Source organism: Vibrio crassostreae 9ZC13 (genome assembly GCF_000272045.2).
GTDB classification, from domain to species: domain Bacteria; phylum Pseudomonadota; class Gammaproteobacteria; order Enterobacterales; family Vibrionaceae; genus Vibrio; species Vibrio crassostreae_C.
In genome coordinates this window covers 564,621-583,175 of sequence record NZ_AJYZ02000041.1, presented here as the reverse complement: position 1 = coordinate 583,175, position 18,555 = coordinate 564,621, and the positions used below count along the sequence as shown (strand labels likewise).

Genomic DNA, 18,555 nt, shown 5'->3' with positions numbered 1-18,555 from the left:
GAAGCCGCATCACTCGATGCGGCTTTTTGCGTTTTAGCGGTTTGGGAACGTATTCGACTCGCAGCTTTCCTTCTCTTTTGATAGTTCTGAGCACCAAAATCCACAAATATGACCCTATTCTTAGGAAGCAAATCGAGCTCAATTCAAGAATGATCTTATGAAAGATCCAATTCAACTACTCCTACAAACTTGTCTCACGAAGTAAAAATTGGCCGTCTATACTTACGGTAACTTTAATAATCAATCGATTACCTGATGTTTTTTTCACCAAGTGTCTAAATCCCTAGTGATCCTTGGTTGTTATTAGGTAAGCAAAGCAGGATAATATCGGGATCGGAATCTCAAGAATTAATCCATTATGACCGAATACCTTTTGTTGTTGGTTGGCACTGTGCTGGTCAATAACTTTGTGCTAGTGAAGTTTTTAGGGCTATGTCCTTTCATGGGAGTCTCCAAGAAACTGGAGACTGCGATTGGCATGGGCCTCGCGACGACTTTCGTTCTGACGTTAGCGTCGGTATCTGCATACCTAGTAGAAACCTACATCCTTACCCCCCTGGGTATTGAATACCTGCGTACCATGAGTTTCATCTTGGTTATCGCGGTAGTTGTTCAATTTACGGAAATGGTCGTTCACAAAACCAGCCCAACTCTATATCGCCTGTTGGGTATCTTCCTGCCTCTTATCACCACCAACTGCGCTGTATTAGGTGTGGCACTTCTGAACATCAATGAAAACCACAACTTCATTCAGTCGATCATCTATGGTTTCGGCGCAGCGGTGGGTTTCTCTCTTGTATTGATCTTATTTGCTGCAATGCGTGAACGTATTGCGGTTGCTGATGTTCCAATGCCATTCAAAGGCGCATCGATTGCGATGATCACAGCAGGCCTAATGTCTCTGGCATTCATGGGCTTTACTGGGTTGGTGAAATAAACATGAGTACCATTTTAATTGCGATCATTGCGCTAGCCGTTTTAGCCGCTGTTTTTGGCGCTATTTTGGGCTTTGCTTCTATCCGTTTTAAAGTTGAAGCTGATCCTATCGTCGATCAAATCGACACCATTTTACCGCAAACTCAATGTGGCCAGTGTGGCTACCCTGGCTGTCGCCCATACGCAGAGGCGATCGCTAACGGAGACAAGATCAACAAATGTCCTCCGGGCGGCCAAGCAACCATTGAGAAGCTAGCAGATTTAATGGGCGTAGAAGTTGAAGACTCCGCTCATGACTTAGATAACAAAGTAAAAACCGTTGCCTTCATTCACGAAGATATGTGTATCGGCTGTACCAAGTGTATTCAAGCCTGCCCTGTTGACGCCATTGTTGGTGGCACCAAGGCACTGCACACAGTAATTAAAGATGAATGTACAGGTTGTGATCTATGTGTCGCACCGTGCCCTACTGACTGTATTGAAATGATTCCAGTGGCAACAACGACTGAAAATTGGAAATGGCAGATGAACATCATCCCTGTTACTGATATCACTAACCAAGCGACTGATGCGACTGCGTCAGAGCCTAAAGCATAGGGTTAGTATGATCTCTTTAATTGAACAAATTCGCACGGGCTCTATTTGGAACTTCCCTGGTGGCGTGCACCCTGCTGAAAACAAGAAACAGTCGAATACTACTGATATCGTCCATGCAAGGCTTCCAGAAGAAATCGTTCTTCCTGTGAAACAGCACATCGGTAAGCCGGGGAACCTATTGGTTGCTGCTGGCAACACTGTGTTAAAAGGTCAGCAACTTACGGCCTTAGACACAGGTTTTACTTTGCCAGTACACGCACCAACATCGGGTGTGATTACCGCTATCGAACCGCGAACTACCGCTCACCCTTCAGGCTTGAGCGAAATATGCGTGGTTATTAAACCTGATGGCCTAGACACTTGGATTGAAAAAAATCCAGTTGAAGATTTTTCGACAAAGACTTCTGACGAACTGCTTGATGTGATTCGCCAAGCTGGTATTTCAGGCATGGGCGGCGCAGGTTTCCCTACGGCTAAGAAGCTTCAATCAGGCTTAGGTCGTACCGACATTTTGATCGTCAACGCTGCGGAATGTGAACCTTACATCACCTCTGATGACAAGTTGCTTCAAGAACATGCCGACGAAGTATTAAAAGGCATCGAAGTGGTTGAACACATTCTTCAACCAAAGCTGACGGTTATCGGCATTGAAGACAACAAACCAGATGCGATAAAAGCACTTGAGATTGCAGCGAAAGACAAAGATATCGTCATTCGCGTTATCCCAACCAAATACCCTTCTGGTGGTGAGAAGCAACTTATCAAGATCCTCACCAACAAAGAGGTTCCAGCTGGCGGCATTCCTGCAGACATTGGTGTTTTGGTTCAGAACGTCGGCTCTCTTTACTCGATTAAGCGAGCGGTAATTGACGGCGAACCTGTGGTTAACCGCGTTGTGACATTAACCGGTAAAACCTTTAAGCAACCTCGTAACGTTTGGGCGCTATTAGGCACACCAGTACATGAGTTACTTGAAGAGTTTGGCTACAAAGCAGATAAAAAACTGCCGCGTTTAATTTTGGGCGGCCCGATGATGGGCTTTACCTTGCCGCATGCCAATGTGCCAATCACCAAAACGTCGAACTGTATTTTGGCGCCAACGCGTCGTGAGATCTCACCAAGCACTTACGAGATGGAATGTATCCGTTGCAGCGCATGTGCTGAAGCTTGCCCTGCGTCTCTACTTCCTCAACAACTGCAATGGCACGCCAAAGCCAACGAGTTGGATAAGTGTGAAGAGCTAAATATTAAAGACTGTATTGAATGTGGTGCATGTGCATTTGTCTGCCCAAGCGAAATCCCTCTTGTTCAGTACTATCGCCAAGCAAAAGCTGAAATCAAAACTCGAAAAGATGAAGCCGCTGCTGCAGAACGCGCCAAGATTCGTTTTGAAGAGAAGAACGCTCGTATGGAGCGTGATAAAGCCGAACGTGAAAACCGCTTTAAAAAAGCCGCAGATAACCGCCGTAAAGATATGAAAACATCCGGCGGTGATGATGCTATTGCTGCTGCGATTGCTCGTGTTAAAGCACAAAAAGCCGCTGCGGATCAGGCTCCGAATGAAGAACCAGCAGTGAAACCTGCGGTTGCTGCCGCTATTGCGAAGGCAAAAGCGAAACAAGCTGCAGCTCAAAAAGCGGAAGGCGCTGAACCAGACAACTCTGAAATGTCTAAACTGCGTGAAGAGCGCAAGCGTCAAGCGAGAGAGCGCAAGGCACAACAAGCAGCAGCCGATACTCCTGCAGAAAGCTCAGGCGATACGAAGAAAGACGCCGTTGCTGCCGCTATTGCTCGCGCTAAAGCCAAGAAAGCACAACAAGCGGAGTCAGCTACTCAAACCGAAAGTGAAGCTCCAGCTGAAAGCTCTGGCGACGCGAAGAAAGACGCCGTTGCTGCTGCTATCGCTCGAGCTAAAGCGAAGAAAGCTCAACAAGCAGAATCAGCTACTCAAACCGCAAGTGAAGCTCCGGCTGAAAGCTCTGGCGATGCTAAGAAAGACGCCGTCGCTGCTGCTATTGCTCGAGCTAAAGCGAAGAAAGCTCAACAAGAAGAATCAGCTACTCAAACCGCAAGTGAAGCTCCGGTTGAAAGCTCTGGCGACCCTAAGAAAGCCGCTGTTGCTGCAGCCATCGCTCGCGCTAAAGCCAAGAAAGCTCAACAAGCGGAGTCAGCTACTCTAACCGAAAGTGAAGCTCCGGTTGAAAGCTCTGGCGATACCAAGAAAGATGCAGTCGGTGCAATAGCTCGCGCTAAAGCGAAGAAAACACAGCAAGCGAAACAGTCCGAGACAGAAGAAACACTTAAGCCTGTGACCGACATTAAGACTGAGACTCAACAAGAACCAGTCGATCCTAAAAAAGCAGCGGTTGCTGCCGCAATTGCTCGTGCTAAAGCAAGAAAGGCGCAGCAAGAGCTAGATAAAAAGAACAATGAGGAGAAAGAGTAGTGGCCTTCTTTATCGCCAGCTCACCGCACGCGCATAGCCGTAGAAGCACCCCAGATCTAATGAAATGGGTGGCTATTTGTGCATTGCCAGGTCTACTAGCTCAAACCTACTTCTTTGGATGGGGTACCCTCATCCAGTTAGTATTTGCTATTGCACTTGCTGTAACCTTTGAAGCAGCCGTCATGCTATTGAGAAAACGCCCGCCAGTAATGGCACTGCGTGATTACAGTGCTGTTGTAACCGCTTGGCTACTGAGTGTCGCGATTCCCCCACACTCTCCGTGGTGGATCCTCGTCATTGGTATGTTCTTCGCTATTATTATCGCGAAACACTTATACGGCGGCCTAGGGCAGAACCCATTTAACCCTGCGATGGTCGCTTACGTTGTTTTGCTGATTTCATTCCCAGTTCAAATGACCAGTTGGAATGCTCCCGCGAGCCTGACAGCAGAAGCAACAAGCTTTATTGACTCATTCTTGATGATCTTTACTGGCTTCAATAACGAAGGTTTGTCTCTGCAACAAGCACGCCTTGGCATTGATGGCACCACAATGGCGACGCCGCTTGATGCATTCAAAACGGCATTAACGGCAGGCAATACTGCCTCAGAAGCACTATCTCAACCTCAATTTAGTTGGTTAGCTGGCGTAGGCTGGGAGTGGGTAAACCTTGCTTACCTAATCGGCGGTTTAGTGCTGATTAAGCAACGTGTTATTCAATGGTATATCCCTGTGGCTTTCATCGGCAGTCTTACTCTGTTTAGCTTAGTGTTCTTAGTGCTCACTCCTGGTGAAACCGCTTCTCCAACCATTCACCTTCTGTCTGGCGCGACTATGCTTGGTGCATTCTTTATTGCAACCGACCCAGTTTCAGCATCCACGACAGTCAAAGGTCGCTTAGTGTTTGGCGCTCTGATCGGCGGTTTAGTCTTTATCATCCGCAGTTGGGGTGGTTTCCCTGATGGCGTGGCGTTTGCTGTATTGTTAGCCAACATGTGTGTTCCACTGATTGACTACTACACCAAACCTCGCACATACGGTCACTAAGGGAGCGGATACCATGCTAAATGCAATTAAGAAAAACGGCCTTGTACTCGCGATTTTTGCGTGTGCTTCGACGGGTTTGGTCGCGGTAACTCACTACCTGACCAAAGATCAGATCAAACAACAAGAACAGGCTCAGTTACTGTCTGTTCTTAACCAAGTGATCCCACACGATCAGCACGACAACGAGCTGTTTTCGTCTTGTACTTTGGTTCAAGCAGAAGAGCTTGGTACTGAGCAAGCGATGCCGGCTTACATTGCTAAGCTTAATGGTGAGCCAAGCGCGATTGCGATCGAAGCGATTGCACCAGACGGCTACAATGGCGCGATTAAAGTCATTGTTGGAATGAAAACTGACGGTACTATTTTAGGTACTCGCGTGCTTTCTCACCAAGAGACTCCGGGCTTGGGTGATAAGATTGATCTGCGTGTGAGTGATTGGATTCTTTCGTTTGCAGGTAAGCAAGTGACGGATTCTAATCTAGACCGTTGGAAGGTTCGTAAAGACGGTGGTGATTTTGACCAGTTTACTGGCGCTACTATCACGCCAAGAGCAGTCGTGAAGTCAGTCAAACAAGCGGTCCAGTACGTTAACCAAAACAACCAAGCATTGCTTGCTCAACCTCTAAATTGTGGTGGTGAATAATGAGTGATCATAAAACATTGATCAAAAATGGCATGTGGGCCAATAACCCTGCCCTAGTGCAACTTCTTGGGTTATGTCCGCTGCTGGCTGTATCGTCAACAGTCACTAACGCACTTGGGCTAGGCATTGCTACCTTGCTTGTACTGGTCGGCTCAAACGTTTCTGTTTCTTTGGTTCGTAATCATGTGCCAAAAGAAGTACGTATCCCAGTATTCGTAATGATCATTGCCTCGCTAGTAACCTGTGTTCAATTGCTGATGAACGCTTACGCCTATGGGCTTTACCTCTCTTTGGGTATCTTCATCCCGCTGATCGTAACCAACTGCATCATCATTGGTCGTGCGGAAGCCTTCGCTTCAAAAAATGAAGTGCTACCAGCGGCTCAAGATGGTTTCTGGATGGGTCTAGGCATGACATCAGTATTGGTCGTGTTAGGTGCGATGCGTGAGATTATTGGTAACGGGACCCTATTTGATGGCGCAGACCTGCTGCTTGGTGACTGGGCTTCGGTGTTACGAATCCAGATATTCCAATTTGATAACAGCTTCTTGTTAGCCCTGCTTCCACCGGGTGCCTTCATTGGTGTTGGTTTCTTAATTGCTTTGAAAAATATCATCGATAACCAAGCAAAATCTAGACAACCAAAACAAGAAAAACCAGTCATTGAACGCGCTCGCGTTACCAATGCCTAATAAGTTAAATTAGCTTAAACCTCGCTGAGTTAGCTCAACCACTCAGCGGGGGAAATCAGATCTAAACAGTACATATAATAATGACGCTCATAAGAGCGCGTAACCGATGATAAAGCAGAAGCAATCCAAGCTTCATGCCCTAACTATTTGAAAGTAATGTCGCTATGAACAATGTAAAACGAGTAGAAATACTTGAGCGTTTAAGAGAAAACAATCCAAAGCCAGAGACTGAGCTTAACTGGAACAGCCCATTCGAGCTGCTGATTGCCGTTCTATTGTCTGCACAAGCAACCGATGTCAGCGTGAACAAGGCGACGGATAAGCTGTACCCTTTAGCCAACACTCCGCAAGCAATTTTCGACCTAGGTGTTGATGGCTTAAAAGAGTATATCAAGACCATCGGCCTATTTAACTCAAAAGCAGAAAACACCATCAAAACGTGTCGTATGCTGCTTGACCTACATAATGGTGAAGTACCGGAAGATCGCGCTGCATTAGAAGCCCTTCCAGGTGTCGGTCGTAAAACAGCAAACGTAGTGTTAAATACCGCATTCGGTTGGCCAACCATTGCCGTTGATACTCACATCTATCGTGTATCAAACCGCACTAAGCTAGCGATGGGTAAAACCGTCGACGATGTCGAAGCAAAACTACTTAAAGTTATCCCAAAAGAATTCAAACTGGATGTCCACCATTGGCTCATTCTTCATGGACGTTACACCTGTGTCGCACGTAAACCACGCTGTGGCAGCTGTATCATTGAGGATTTGTGTGAGTTCAAGGAAAAAACAGACGTCTAAGCTCATAAGCTGTTAGCCCAAAGCTAAGAAGCTAAGAAGCTAAGAAGCTAAGAAGCTAAGAAGCTAAGAAGCTAAGAAGCTAAACCGTGCCGCACTTTTCTGGCGGCATAAAACAGAATTACAAAAAACGTAAACATAGTTAACGCTAGGAGCAAATCATGTCAAACGGTCGTATTTTACACACCATGCTACGCGTGGGTGATCTAGACAAGTCTATCGAGTTCTACACCAATGTAATGGGCATGCAGCTATTACGTAAGAACGAAAACAAAGAGTACGAATACACACTGGCTTTCGTTGGCTTTGGCGACGAATCTCAAGGCGCAGTGATTGAGCTGACTTACAACTGGGGCACCACGGAATACGATCTTGGCTCTGCTTTTGGTCACGTTGCTATCGGTGTTGATGACATCTACACAACGTGTGATGCGATTAAAGCAGCTGGCGGCAACGTAACGCGAGAAGCGGGTCCGGTTAAAGGCGGCTCTACACACATTGCGTTCGTTAAAGATCCTGATGGCTACATGATTGAGCTGATTCAGAACAAACAAGCAAGCGCAGGTCTAGAAGGTTAATTCCTTAACCTCTTTGAGAAGTTGGGTTTGAACGCCTGAAGAAATGAAAAACGAAGCGAGCACTATGCTCGCTTCTTTTTTATCACTCTCACCATAATCGATATTCTTTACCAATTATTCTTAACAATCTCATTGATGAAACTTTACATGATAATGATTATCATTTAAATTAACCACCTATTGATTAGTGAGGTAATACAATGATTAGCGAATGGGAAAAACACACGTTACTTGCCGATACTGCATTGCAGCTCGACGATCCTGTACGAAGTATTCTTCATTATCAGCAGGCTTTGAACTTAAGTGAAGAAATTACAGAACGCACCGATATTCAAGCCGATGAACGCTTACTGATCTCGGTGATTTCTTGCCACAATCTTGCTCAATTCTGGCGTTGGGCTGGCGACACTGAATACGAGCTCAAGTATCTTCAACTGGCTTCCGAAAAGGTACTCACACTGATCCCTCAGTGCCCTAATACTCAATGTTCAAGCTTTATCGATTCTATTGGTTGCTGTAAGAAAGCGCTGATCGATTTCATGAAACGCCACCCAAACCCTAAAATTGCCTCTATGGTGGAAAAGATCGATACCGCGACCAACTGTGAAATGATCGCCCGCTTCCGCTTGAATTAAACAAGTTCCGTTAAAACAACGACTCCAAATTTAAAACATAAAAAAGCCCGTCATCAAGACGGGCTTTGTCATTTCAAAACAAGCTGTTGTTTAGCTTAAACCTGTGTGCGACCTAAAGAGATCACAACACGTCGGTTCTTATCTTTACCAATTGGCGAGTTATTGTCCGCAATCGGACGACGCTTGCCATAGCCTTGCACTTGGATACGATCTTCTGGCAGGCCTAGAGATTTGAAGTACTCTCTTAACGATTCTGCTCTGCGCTCTGAAAGGTTTTGGCTAATCCCTTTGCTGTCGACAGAGTCGGTGTACGTTGCCACCAGCACAAGGTCGATGTCTTGGTTATAGCGAACGTAATCGGCAATCTGGCTCAGCCTTTTGCGCGACGACTTGTTCAGCTGGTCGCTGTTGCGGTCGTAATGCAAAATAGTGAAAGAGATATCTTCAAAGCTGTAAGGCAGCAGGTTAGCAACACAGTCACTGAACACATTGTATTTTTCTTGGAACAACACCGACGACAACGACACTTCGATACGTTGATCTCGGCTCTGCCACTCTTGGTAGCTGAATGTCGGATAACGCCCTTTCTCCAACTCACTCAAGATGCCCCAAGCTGTTTGACCGCCGACATAGCCGTCAAATTGCTGGAAGAACTTAATGGTTGTCATACGATCAGCACTTTCACCCGGACGCCAAGGTGGCGGCATAGAGATCAAGCTTACATTGCGCGTCGCACCCATTGGACGGCGCATTTTAAGCTCAAAGTCCAAAATGATTTTTTTACTCGCGCGAGATGAGAACTCAGCATCACCAAAGTTTGGAATTGGGTGGACCAAGCGACATTCAAGTGGCGTGTTGGCTACCATCTCCCATGTCGACTGTTGAGGAGATGCTCCGTAACGCTTTTCTTGTGCCATGACCGATGACGACACAAGTAGCGAAAATAGCATTGAACCTGTTATGAGTTGTTTCTTCATAAAGTGGAGTATCTCTTAAGCAATTCGTTTAACAATGCAGCCAATTGCCGCATTTTTCTCTCACGTTTAAATATGCAATTATCAAGCCGTAATGGGTTGGGTAATTTAAGATTTATTGCCCTTCCCTAGTTTTTATCACTGCTATTATCTGCAATAATGCAGCCTTAATCACACTTATTTGGGCTAACATGACTGTAGAAAACGAAGCTCTGACCCTAAAAAAACGCTTTCGCGGCTATTTTCCAGTGGTCATCGACGTGGAAACCGCAGGGTTTAACGCTGAAACCGATGCATTATTAGAAATCTGTGCCATTACATTAAAAATGGATGAGAACGGAGATCTGCACCCTGCATCAACGCTTCATTTTCACATTGAGCCTTTTGAAGGCGCAAATATAGAGCAGGCAGCATTAGACTTTAACGGAATTAAAGACCCATTTAGCCCATTACGTGGTGCTGTGTCGGAACAAGAAGCCCTTAAAGAAATCTACAAGCTAGTGAGAAAAGAACAAAAAGCTTCAGATTGCAGTCGCGCAATCATGGTTGCTCACAACGCTACATTCGATTTGAACTTCGTTAATGCGGCAAGTGAGCGCTGTAAGCTTAAACGCGTCCCTTTCCATCCATTTGCTACTTTTGACACTGCAGCTCTTAGTGGTCTTGCCTACGGTCAAACCGTTTTGGCTAAAGCTTGCCGCACTGCAGGGATGGAATTTGACAACAAAGAAGCACACTCTGCTTTGTATGATACGCAAAAAACCACAGAGTTATTTTGCGGCATTGTAAACAAATGGAAAGCCCTTGGTGGTTGGCCTCTTGTTGACGAAGAATAAAAAATAGAGTCGGTAAACGTTTTTTCGTATTGCCTTCATAAAAAACACAACATCCCGAGAATAATATGAATCCTGTTGTAATTTCAGTTTGCATCATGCTTGTTTTAGCTTTGATGCGCGTAAACGTAGTCGTTGCTCTGACGTTCAGTGCAATTATCGGTGGCGTAGCCTCTGGTATGAGCTTGAACGACGCAGTCGCGGCTTTCGAAAGTGGATTAGGCGGCGGTGCAACGATTGCACTTAGCTACGCTATGCTTGGTACATTCGCTGTTGCTATCTCACGTTCTGGTATCACAGATCTCCTTGCTCAAAGTGTTATCAAACGCATTCACGGCAAAGAGAACAGTGCGGCATCGACTGGTCTTAAATACGGCATGCTTGCGTCGTTGATCTTAGTGACCATGTCTTCGCAAAACGTGATTCCAGTACATATCGCCTTCATCCCAATCTTAATCCCACCTCTACTAGGCGTATTCGCAAAAATGAACCTAGACCGCCGTCTAGTTGCGTGTGTACTTACTTTTGGTCTGATTACACCTTACATGGTGCTACCGATTGGTTTTGGTGGCATCTTCCTAAACAACATTCTGCTTAAAAACCTTCACGACAATGGTCTTGAAAACGTAGTAGCAAGCCAAGTGCCAATGGCGATGTTGTTACCCGCTGCGGGCATGATCTTCGGTCTTCTTACTGCAGTATTCTTTACTTACCGTAAGCCTCGCCAATACAAAGAAACCTCTCACACTGTTGTTTCAACAGAAGTGAAAGAGATCAACAAGAAGCACATCCTAGTAGCAGCAGCTGGTATCGTAGCAGCGCTAACAGTTCAACTATCGACTGGCTCTATGATCATCGGTGCTCTAGCGGGTTTCATGGTATTTACCTTCGGTGGCGTTATTGCTTGGAAAGAGACACAAGATGTCTTCACCAAGGGCGTTCACATGATGGCAATGATCGGTTTCATCATGATTGCAGCAGCAGGTTTCGCGGCAGTTATGAAGCAAACAGGTGGCGTTGAATCTTTGGTTGAAGCACTTTCAACAAGCATCGGCGACAACAAGCCTCTAGCAGCACTACTTATGCTAATTGTTGGTCTATTGGTTACTATGGGCATTGGTTCTTCGTTCTCTACGATTCCAATCCTTGCAACTATCTACGTTCCACTAGCAGCAGCATTTGGCTTCTCGCCAATGGCAACAATCGCTCTAGTAGGTACAGCTGCTGCACTTGGTGATGCGGGCTCTCCGGCTTCTGACTCAACATTAGGTCCAACGTCTGGTCTAAATGCTGATGGTCAACACGAGCACGTATGGGAAACCGTAGTACCGACGTTCCTGCACTACAACATCCCACTGATCGTATTCGGTTGGATTGCAGCCATGGTTCTGTAATTAGGTTCTGTAGTTAAACAGTCCTACGCTCACTTTTATAAAGACCGCCTCGTGCGGTCTTTTTTGTCTCTGAGATTCATTCTACTCTTCCTTCCGCTCACTCTCATTGAACTAGCGACACCAAACAAAAAAGGCTTACTCTGATGAGTAAGCCTTAGAAATCATTGCGAATACAGATGACTCTCGCTGAATTACGCAGCGGGAGCATTACTCACTAAAATTTCGCGAATAGACTTAAGCGTCGCTTCCGTTGAATGATAATCCAATTCAACTTCACTAAAGATGCCGTTCACTTCAAGCATTAAGGTCGGGTAAGAAAATACACCCATCGCTTCTTTAAAGCCTAGCTGGTCATCTAACTCACTTTCCAATAACTTGCTAGAAAGGTCATTTTCAAACTGTTGAACATTCATACCTAGCTCTTCAGCCAACTGCAAATGTGTGTCTTGGCTATGTGGCAACATCGCACGAAGGTAGTAAGCATGTTGAATCGCTTCAAGCATCGCTTCGTAGTGGTCTTGAAAACCTGCAGCAATCACGGCACGGCACGCAGGGTAAGTACTGCGAACAGGTTGGCACTTTGTCCAAAAATCATGGTTAAACTCAGTACCCAACTTAGCTTCGATCTGCTTCCAAATCGCTTGCAGCTTGCCTTTCATCTCTTCTGACATTGGCTCATCAGAATCCGGGGCCAAACCACCCACTACATAGTTAAACTCAATGCTCGCAGGCAATTGTTGTTTCAATAACTCAAGTGTTGGCTTGTAACCCCAACACCAGCTGCACATTGGATCATGCACATAATGAAGTTTTACGTTCATTGTTCATTCCTTATCGAGTCAATGATTCGATCAATTCAAACAAAAAAGGAGCCTGATTAAGGCCCCTCATTTTAACTATTCAGCGCAAAGGCTAGAACTTATTCAGCGTCATCGCCAGCAACTTTAGCCGCTGCTTCTTTGATGATTGGCTGAAGTTCGCCTTTTTGGAACATCTCAAGAATGATGTCACAACCACCGATTAGCTCACCTTCAACCCAAAGTTGTGGGAAAGTTGGCCACTGTGCGTAAGCAGGAAGCTCTGCACGGATATCAGGGTTTTGTAGGATATCTACGTAAGCAAATTTTTCGCCACATGCCATTAGAGCTTGAGACGCTTGAGAAGAGAAACCACAGCTAGGTAGCTTAGGAGAACCTTTCATGTACAGTAGAATAGTGTTTTCTTCAATTTGCTGTTTGATTTTATCGATAGTTTCCATTGCTTCCTCGTTAATGGATTACGGCTTTTATTGCCTTTATTCTACCCCAAACTAAAAGAATAAAAACCATATAAAAAAAGCGGTTAACAAGCTAAGCTAACAATTCACACAAAAGTAATGAAATAAGCTTTTAATAAAGTAAAAACTTGCTAAACTATATCGCAAGTCAGCAAATTGACCATGGTTGGCAGTATAGCGAGCCATGAATAATAATATCACTGGAAGCAATCGAAAGAGTTAACTCTTTCATATCAATGGAGAATTGAGCAATGGCATTTGAACTACCGGCTCTTCCTTACGCGAAAGACGCGCTAGAACCACACATCTCAGCAGAAACGCTAGATTTCCACCACGGTAAGCACCACAACACTTACGTTGTTAAGCTAAACGGCCTTATCCCAGGTACTGAGTTTGAAGGCAAAACACTAGAAGAGATCGTTAAGACTTCTACTGGTGGTGTTTTCAATAACGCTGCTCAAATCTGGAACCACACGTTCTACTGGCACTGTCTTGCTCCTAAAGCGGGCGGCGAACCAACTGGCGCTGTTGCAGAAGCTATCAACGCTGCATTCGGTTCTTTCGAAGAATTCAAAGCGAAATTCACTGATTCAGCAATCAACAACTTCGGTTCTTCTTGGACTTGGTTAGTTAAGAAAGCTGACGGTTCTCTAGACATCGTTAACACTTCTAACGCTGCTACTCCTCTAACAGAAGAAGGTGTTACTCCACTTCTAACTGTTGACCTATGGGAACACGCTTACTACATCGATTTCCGCAATGTTCGCCCTGACTACATGGCTGCATTCTGGAACCTAGTAAACTGGTCTTTCGTAGAAGAGAACCTAGCTAAGTAATTATTGCTTACGCTGCGCTATTTATAGCGAGTTATCTATTGAAAGCTCATGCCTCGGCGTGAGCTTTTTTGTATCTGTCGTGTTCCACAAAATCTAAACATTTCGTAATAAACCCGCCAATAGCGCTTACTTCTCGAACTATTGATAGCCTTCTTCCCAACCCTACATAAATTCTCTATTTGCCTGTAATTAAACACTAAAGTTTGCCGACTCCATGCCGTTAAAGGTGTATCCAATGAGAGGCGACATGCAAATACATACTTTAGACAAAGCAGGAATCATCAACGAACTGAAGTTCGGCATCGGGATCAGCCAAGCGGTTGAGCAAGGTCGCCGTGCAGATTTCGCGTTGCTGCTATCTATGTTTTCTAATGATGTCCGTGATTGCACGCCAATTGACACCATTGAAATCACAGAGACAAATGAAGATCGCCTGCGCAAACAATTTGGCGTAGCAGAACCTCAACAACTGCGTTCAAACCAGTCTTCATATGAGATTTCAGCTCAGCAATCTAATCATTTTCATCAAGCTAGCCTTGCCAGCGCCAAACTCAGCCATTACTTGAAACCTGAAGCGCTTGCCTTCATGCCTGAAGATACAGCCGACTTACCCGAAGAGGTTTACCAAAACCTTTCTGGTCATGACCGACGCAAACTCGCAAACAAGCATTTACCTGATTTGCCACATGCCACGCTCTACAATGAGCTAACCACCGCGCAACGTCGGTATCAAATTCAAGCTCAAGTATAGCGATCACCTACCTTTCCCTTTTTCGCTGTCTATCCATAGCTCTTCTTCGACTAACTCGCACACTTCAAAGTATTCACACGAATGATATGAACCACTAGCCTTAGGCAACCTAAAAACACCTGATGTCGGTTACCGCTTGAAGTTACTACAAAATGTGACGTGCCACTAAGTTCATAAAAACTTATTAATTGGCACACCTTAGTTTGAACCAATTCACACCCGTTGTATAAATTTTAACCCATCCTTATCCGACATGGACGATTTGTTTAGGTACTGGGATGGAAATAAAAAGCTCAATCATATTGGTGACATCTGCCGGCTCGCTACTGGGGGGGGCGATTGCGAACCACTTTGTTAACCTTGGAGCCACCGTCATCCTTTGTGATAAAGACACGGAAGCACTTAAAGCGACGTATCTACAGTGTGCCCGGTTTTCTGACTCTGTTTACCACTACACGCTCAAAGGCAATGACAGCCAAGCGATTCTCAGCGTATATGATTTTATTCAAACCACCTTCAACACGACACCCGATGTGCTGGTCAATAACTGGATAAGCTCCCCAATGCCTAGCCTAATTGGCGATCAGCCTGTGAGCAGCTTTATTAATGATCTCTCATCGATGGCATCGACCCTGTTCGCATTTGGGCAAATCAGTGCTGAGAGATTGCGAGAGGAAGATAAGGAAGGCGTGATTGTGAATGTGATATCTCATGATGACTTTCACGATGTGTCTGGCTTAGAGAGCGCAAACTCAATGATCACTGGCTTTACCCATAGTTGGGCGAAAGAGCTGACTCCCTTTGGCATTCGAGTCGGTGGCGTTGTTCCCGCCGTTCATAACTCCGATGGCAAGCTCAACCGATGTCACTGGGCGCAGCTGCAAGACGAGCTGACCAGAACAACCGAATACATTGTCTCGAATGACTACTTCAGTGGGCGAGTTGTCGCGGCAGAGGTTTAACTCCCTATTCCAATTGAACATGACTGGCTCAGCTCATATTAAGTAGCAGAGCTATTGCCTCTCAATCCGTTTTACAAACGAACCAAACATAAAAAAAGCCCCAGTCTCTCGACTGGGGCTTTCATCTTTTCCCGATAGATAAGTATCGTGCTAGCGAAAACTTATCTCAAAACTAATGCTTACTTATTATGCGTTAGCTTTTTCTTTTTTAGCTTTTGGCGCTTTCGCTTCAGCTGGCTTTTGGTCTGCTTTCTTAAGGATAACTGTAGTACCTTCGAAAGTTTCGCCTTCAACGTATGGTTGGCCGAAGTAAGAAGTTGTTAGAACTTCTTTTAGCTCAGTGATTAGAGGGTAACGTGGGTTAGCACCTGTACACTGGTCATCGAACGCTTCAACAGCTAGCTCGTCTAGTTTAGCGATGAAGTCAGACTCGTTAACACCCGCAGCTTGGATAGATAGTGGGATGTCTAGGTCAACTTTAAGCTCTTCTAACCAAGTCAGTAGACGTTCAATCTTCTGAGCTGTACGGTCACCAGCTTGGCTTAGGCCTAGGTGGTCAGCAACTTCAGCGTAACGACGACGTGCTTGTGGACGGTCGTACTGAGAGAATGCAGTCTGCTTAGTTGGGTTATCGTTCGCGTTGTAACGTACAACGTTTGAGATAAGTAGTGCGTTAGCAAGACCGTGTGGTAGGTGGAACTCAGCACCAATTTTGTGAGCCATTGAGTGACACACACCTAGGAATGCGTTCGCAAATGCTACACCAGCGATAGTTGCTGCGTTGTGTACTTTCTCACGAGCTATTGGGTCAGCCGCACCATTTTTGTAGCTTGATGGTAGGTATTCTTTAAGCATCTTAAGAGCTTGAAGAGCTTGACCGTCTGAGTACTCGTTCGCTAGAACAGATACGTAAGCTTCAAGAGCGTGAGTTACTGCATCGTAACCACCGAACGCTGTTAGAGACTTAGGCATGTTCATTACTAGGTTCGCATCAACGATAGCCATGTTTGGCGTGATTTCGTAATCAGCTAGTGGGTATTTAGCACCAGTCTTGTCGTCAGTAACAACAGCGAATGGAGTAACCTCTGAACCTGTACCTGAAGTTGTAGTGATACATACAAGCTCAGCTTTTTGACCCATTTTAGGGAACTTGTAGATACGTTTACGGATGTCCATAAAGCGCATTGCTAGTTCTTCGAAGTGAGTTTCTGGGTGCTCGTACATAACCCACATGATCTTAGCAGCATCCATTGGAGAACCGCCACCTAGAGCAAGGATTACGTCAGGTTGGAAGCTCTTCATTGCTTCAGCGCCTTTCTCAACAACAGATAGCGTTGGATCCGCTTCTACGTCGAAGAAAGTTTGAACTTCGATGCCTTGTGCTTTAAGCAAGCTAACTACGTCATCTGCGTAACCGTTGTTGAATAGGAAACGGTCAGTTACTAGGAATGCGCGTTTCTTACCTTCTAGGTCGCTCATTGCGATTGGAAGGCTACCACGACGGAAGTAGATAGACTTAGGTAGTTTGTGCCACAACATGTTTTCAGCTCGCTTCGCTACAGTTTTCTTGTTGATAAGGTGCTTAGGACCTACGTTCTCAGAGATAGAGTTACCACCCCATGAACCACAACCTAGAGTTAGAGAAGGTGCAACGTTGAAGTTGTACAGGTCACCGATACCACCGTGAGTAGTCGGGATGTTGATTAGGATACGAGCAGTCTTCATCTTATCACCGAAGTAACGGATGCGGTCTGCGTTAGTATCTTGGTTAGTGTAAAGACCAGATGTGTGACCGATACCACCGATTTCAACCATAGTTACCGCTTGAGCAACTGCGTCTTCGAAGTCATCTGCACGGAATAGACCTAGAGTTGGAGATAGTTTCTCGTGAGCGAATTCGTCATCGTAAGAAACTTTACCAAGACCTTCACCTACAAGTACTTTTGTATCAGCAGGAACTTTAACACCAGCCATTTCAGCGATTGCTGGAGCAGGTTGACCTACGATTTTAGCGTTTAGGTTGCCGTCGATAAGCAGAACTTTACGTACTTTATCAGCGTCAGCTTTAGATAGAACGTGAGCTTTGTGAGAAGCGAAACGCTCTTTAACTTCGTCATATACTTCGCTAACTACGATTGCAGCTTGCTCAGAAGCACATACTACGCCGTTATCGAAAGTCTTAGACATAAGGATAGATGCTACAGCACGTTTGATGTCAGCTGTTTCATCGATAACGACAGGAACGTTACCAGCACCAACACCGATAGCAGGCTTACCTGAAGAGTATGCTGCTTTAACCATGCCTGGACCACCAGTAGCAAGGATAAGTGCGATACCGTCGTGCTTCATAAGCGCGTTAGAAAGCTCTACAGATGGTTGGTCGATCCAACCGATGATGTCTCGTGGAGCACCAGCTGCAACAGCTGCGTCTAGAACTAGTTTCGCTGCGTCGTTAGTTGAGTTCTTTGCACGTGGGTGTGGCGAGAAGATGATGCCGTTACGTGTCTTAAGAGAAATTAGAGATTTGAAGATTGCTGTAGAAGTTGGGTTCGTTGTTGGAACGATACCACAGATGATACCTACAGGCTCAGCGATAGTCATTGTGCCTAGGTTGTCATCTTCTTCTAAGATGCCACATGTTTTTTCGTCTTTGTATTTGTTGTAGATAAATTCAGATGCAAAGTGGTTTTTGATAACCTTATCTTCAACAATACCCATTCCAGATTCAGCAACTGCTTGTTGAGCAAGTGGAATACGAGCGTGGTTAGCAGCCAGAGAAGCTGCGCGGAAGATTGCGTCTACTTTCTCTTGAGAGAATGTTGCAAACTCTTCTTGTGCTGCTTTAACGCGAGCTACTAGAGCATCAAGTTCCGCTAAGTTAGTTACAGGCATGGTGGATCTCCTAAAATAATAAATATTAAAAACTTTTTATTAAATTCGCTGCTTGCCGTTAACCTTAAACACCAGCGTTCTTAGTAAATTGCTTTCAGGGCTGAGTATATTATTTCACTGTGTGAAAAAAATTGACCCAGATCAGTTACCCAAAAAGAATTAACCAGAAAGTAGTAAGGCAATCGCAAAAATGAACTTAAGAGCATGATTTATATAGATTAAACTCACACTTTTCGTTCGCGCAAAAAACAAGCAAACAGACAACTT

The 18,555-nt window shown here is 45.2% G+C and carries 18 protein-coding genes; 14 read left to right on the top strand and 4 right to left on the bottom strand.

Annotated elements, in window-relative coordinates:
* Positions 1-358: 358 nt before the first annotated feature.
* The 9 genes from rsxA to A136_RS17070 all read left to right on the top strand — a co-directional run bounded on the left by rsxA (position 359) and on the right by A136_RS17070 (position 8,370).
* The gene (gene rsxA / locus A136_RS17110) at positions 359-937 is read left to right on the top strand and encodes an electron transport complex subunit RsxA (RefSeq protein WP_004734039.1); all 579 of its coding nucleotides are present in this window, start codon (positions 359-361) and stop codon (positions 935-937) included.
* A gap of 2 nt (positions 938-939) precedes the next feature.
* Entirely contained in the window at positions 940-1,533 is a 594-nt protein-coding gene (rsxB, locus tag A136_RS17105) for an electron transport complex subunit RsxB (protein ID WP_004734040.1), read from the top strand.
* A gap of 7 nt (positions 1,534-1,540) precedes the next feature.
* Positions 1,541-3,979, top strand: coding sequence for an electron transport complex subunit RsxC (gene rsxC / locus A136_RS17100; protein WP_017063460.1), 2,439 nt, complete (start codon positions 1,541-1,543; stop codon positions 3,977-3,979).
* On the top strand, positions 3,979-5,025 hold the full coding sequence (rsxD, locus tag A136_RS17095; RefSeq protein ID WP_017063459.1) for an electron transport complex subunit RsxD: 1,047 nt from the start codon (positions 3,979-3,981) through the stop codon (positions 5,023-5,025). Before rsxC ends, rsxD begins: the two co-directional genes overlap by 1 nt.
* Positions 5,026-5,038: 13 nt before the next feature.
* The gene (rsxG, locus tag A136_RS17090; protein WP_017061171.1) at positions 5,039-5,668 is read left to right on the top strand and encodes an electron transport complex subunit RsxG; all 630 of its coding nucleotides are present in this window, start codon (positions 5,039-5,041) and stop codon (positions 5,666-5,668) included.
* The gene (locus A136_RS17085) at positions 5,668-6,360 is read left to right on the top strand and encodes an electron transport complex subunit E (RefSeq protein ID WP_012603531.1); all 693 of its coding nucleotides are present in this window, start codon (positions 5,668-5,670) and stop codon (positions 6,358-6,360) included. Before rsxG ends, A136_RS17085 begins: the two co-directional genes overlap by 1 nt.
* 164 nt (positions 6,361-6,524) lie before the next feature.
* Positions 6,525-7,160, top strand: a complete 636-nt coding sequence (gene nth / locus A136_RS17080) for an endonuclease III (RefSeq protein WP_017063458.1) — start codon at positions 6,525-6,527, stop codon at positions 7,158-7,160.
* Positions 7,161-7,318: 158 nt separating this feature from the next.
* Entirely contained in the window at positions 7,319-7,735 is a 417-nt protein-coding gene (gene gloA, locus A136_RS17075; protein WP_004734046.1) for a lactoylglutathione lyase, read from the top strand.
* Between the two features lie 200 nt (positions 7,736-7,935).
* Positions 7,936-8,370 carry a DUF2753 domain-containing protein gene (locus A136_RS17070; RefSeq protein ID WP_004734047.1) on the top strand — a complete coding sequence of 145 codons (435 nt, stop codon included), beginning with the start codon at positions 7,936-7,938 and terminating at the stop codon, positions 8,368-8,370.
* Between the two features lie 95 nt (positions 8,371-8,465).
* On the opposite strand, the gene motY is transcribed toward A136_RS17070, so the two are convergent.
* A complete protein-coding gene (gene motY, locus A136_RS17065) occupies positions 8,466-9,347 on the bottom strand; it encodes a flagellar protein MotY (RefSeq protein ID WP_017063457.1) in 882 nt (293 codons plus the stop codon).
* A gap of 188 nt (positions 9,348-9,535) precedes the next feature.
* On the opposite strand from motY, the gene rnt reads away from it, so the two are divergent.
* Positions 9,536-10,180, top strand: a complete 645-nt coding sequence (gene rnt, locus A136_RS17060) for a ribonuclease T (protein ID WP_017061178.1) — start codon at positions 9,536-9,538, stop codon at positions 10,178-10,180.
* A gap of 65 nt (positions 10,181-10,245) precedes the next feature.
* Entirely contained in the window at positions 10,246-11,571 is a 1,326-nt protein-coding gene (locus A136_RS17055; RefSeq protein WP_029235135.1) for a Na+/H+ antiporter family protein, read from the top strand.
* Positions 11,572-11,762: 191 nt separating this feature from the next.
* Here the strand turns inward: A136_RS17055 and A136_RS17050 are convergent, their stop codons facing one another.
* Together A136_RS17050 and A136_RS17045 are read right to left on the bottom strand one after the other, a co-directional pair.
* Positions 11,763-12,392, bottom strand: a complete 630-nt coding sequence (locus A136_RS17050) for a DsbA family protein (RefSeq protein ID WP_017063456.1) — start codon at positions 12,390-12,392, stop codon at positions 11,763-11,765.
* 98 nt (positions 12,393-12,490) lie between these two features.
* On the bottom strand, positions 12,491-12,829 hold the full coding sequence (locus A136_RS17045; protein ID WP_004741702.1) for a Grx4 family monothiol glutaredoxin: 339 nt from the start codon (positions 12,827-12,829) through the stop codon (positions 12,491-12,493).
* Between the two features lie 269 nt (positions 12,830-13,098).
* On the opposite strand from A136_RS17045, the gene sodB reads away from it, so the two are divergent.
* From sodB to A136_RS17030, 3 genes are all read left to right on the top strand, one after another.
* Positions 13,099-13,683, top strand: coding sequence for a superoxide dismutase [Fe] (sodB, locus tag A136_RS17040; protein ID WP_004734050.1), 585 nt, complete (start codon positions 13,099-13,101; stop codon positions 13,681-13,683).
* Between the two features lie 247 nt (positions 13,684-13,930).
* Complete coding sequence (locus tag A136_RS17035) at positions 13,931-14,434, top strand: VC2046/SO_2500 family protein (protein ID WP_276202729.1); 504 nt, start codon at positions 13,931-13,933, stop codon at positions 14,432-14,434.
* A 278-nt stretch (positions 14,435-14,712) separates the two neighbouring features.
* Positions 14,713-15,396, top strand: a complete 684-nt coding sequence (locus A136_RS17030) for an SDR family oxidoreductase (RefSeq protein WP_017063454.1) — start codon at positions 14,713-14,715, stop codon at positions 15,394-15,396.
* Between the two features lie 186 nt (positions 15,397-15,582).
* Here the strand turns inward: A136_RS17030 and adhE are convergent, their stop codons facing one another.
* Positions 15,583-18,288, bottom strand: a complete 2,706-nt coding sequence (adhE, locus tag A136_RS17025) for a bifunctional acetaldehyde-CoA/alcohol dehydrogenase (protein WP_017061183.1) — start codon at positions 18,286-18,288, stop codon at positions 15,583-15,585.
* Positions 18,289-18,555 lie beyond the last annotated feature (267 nt).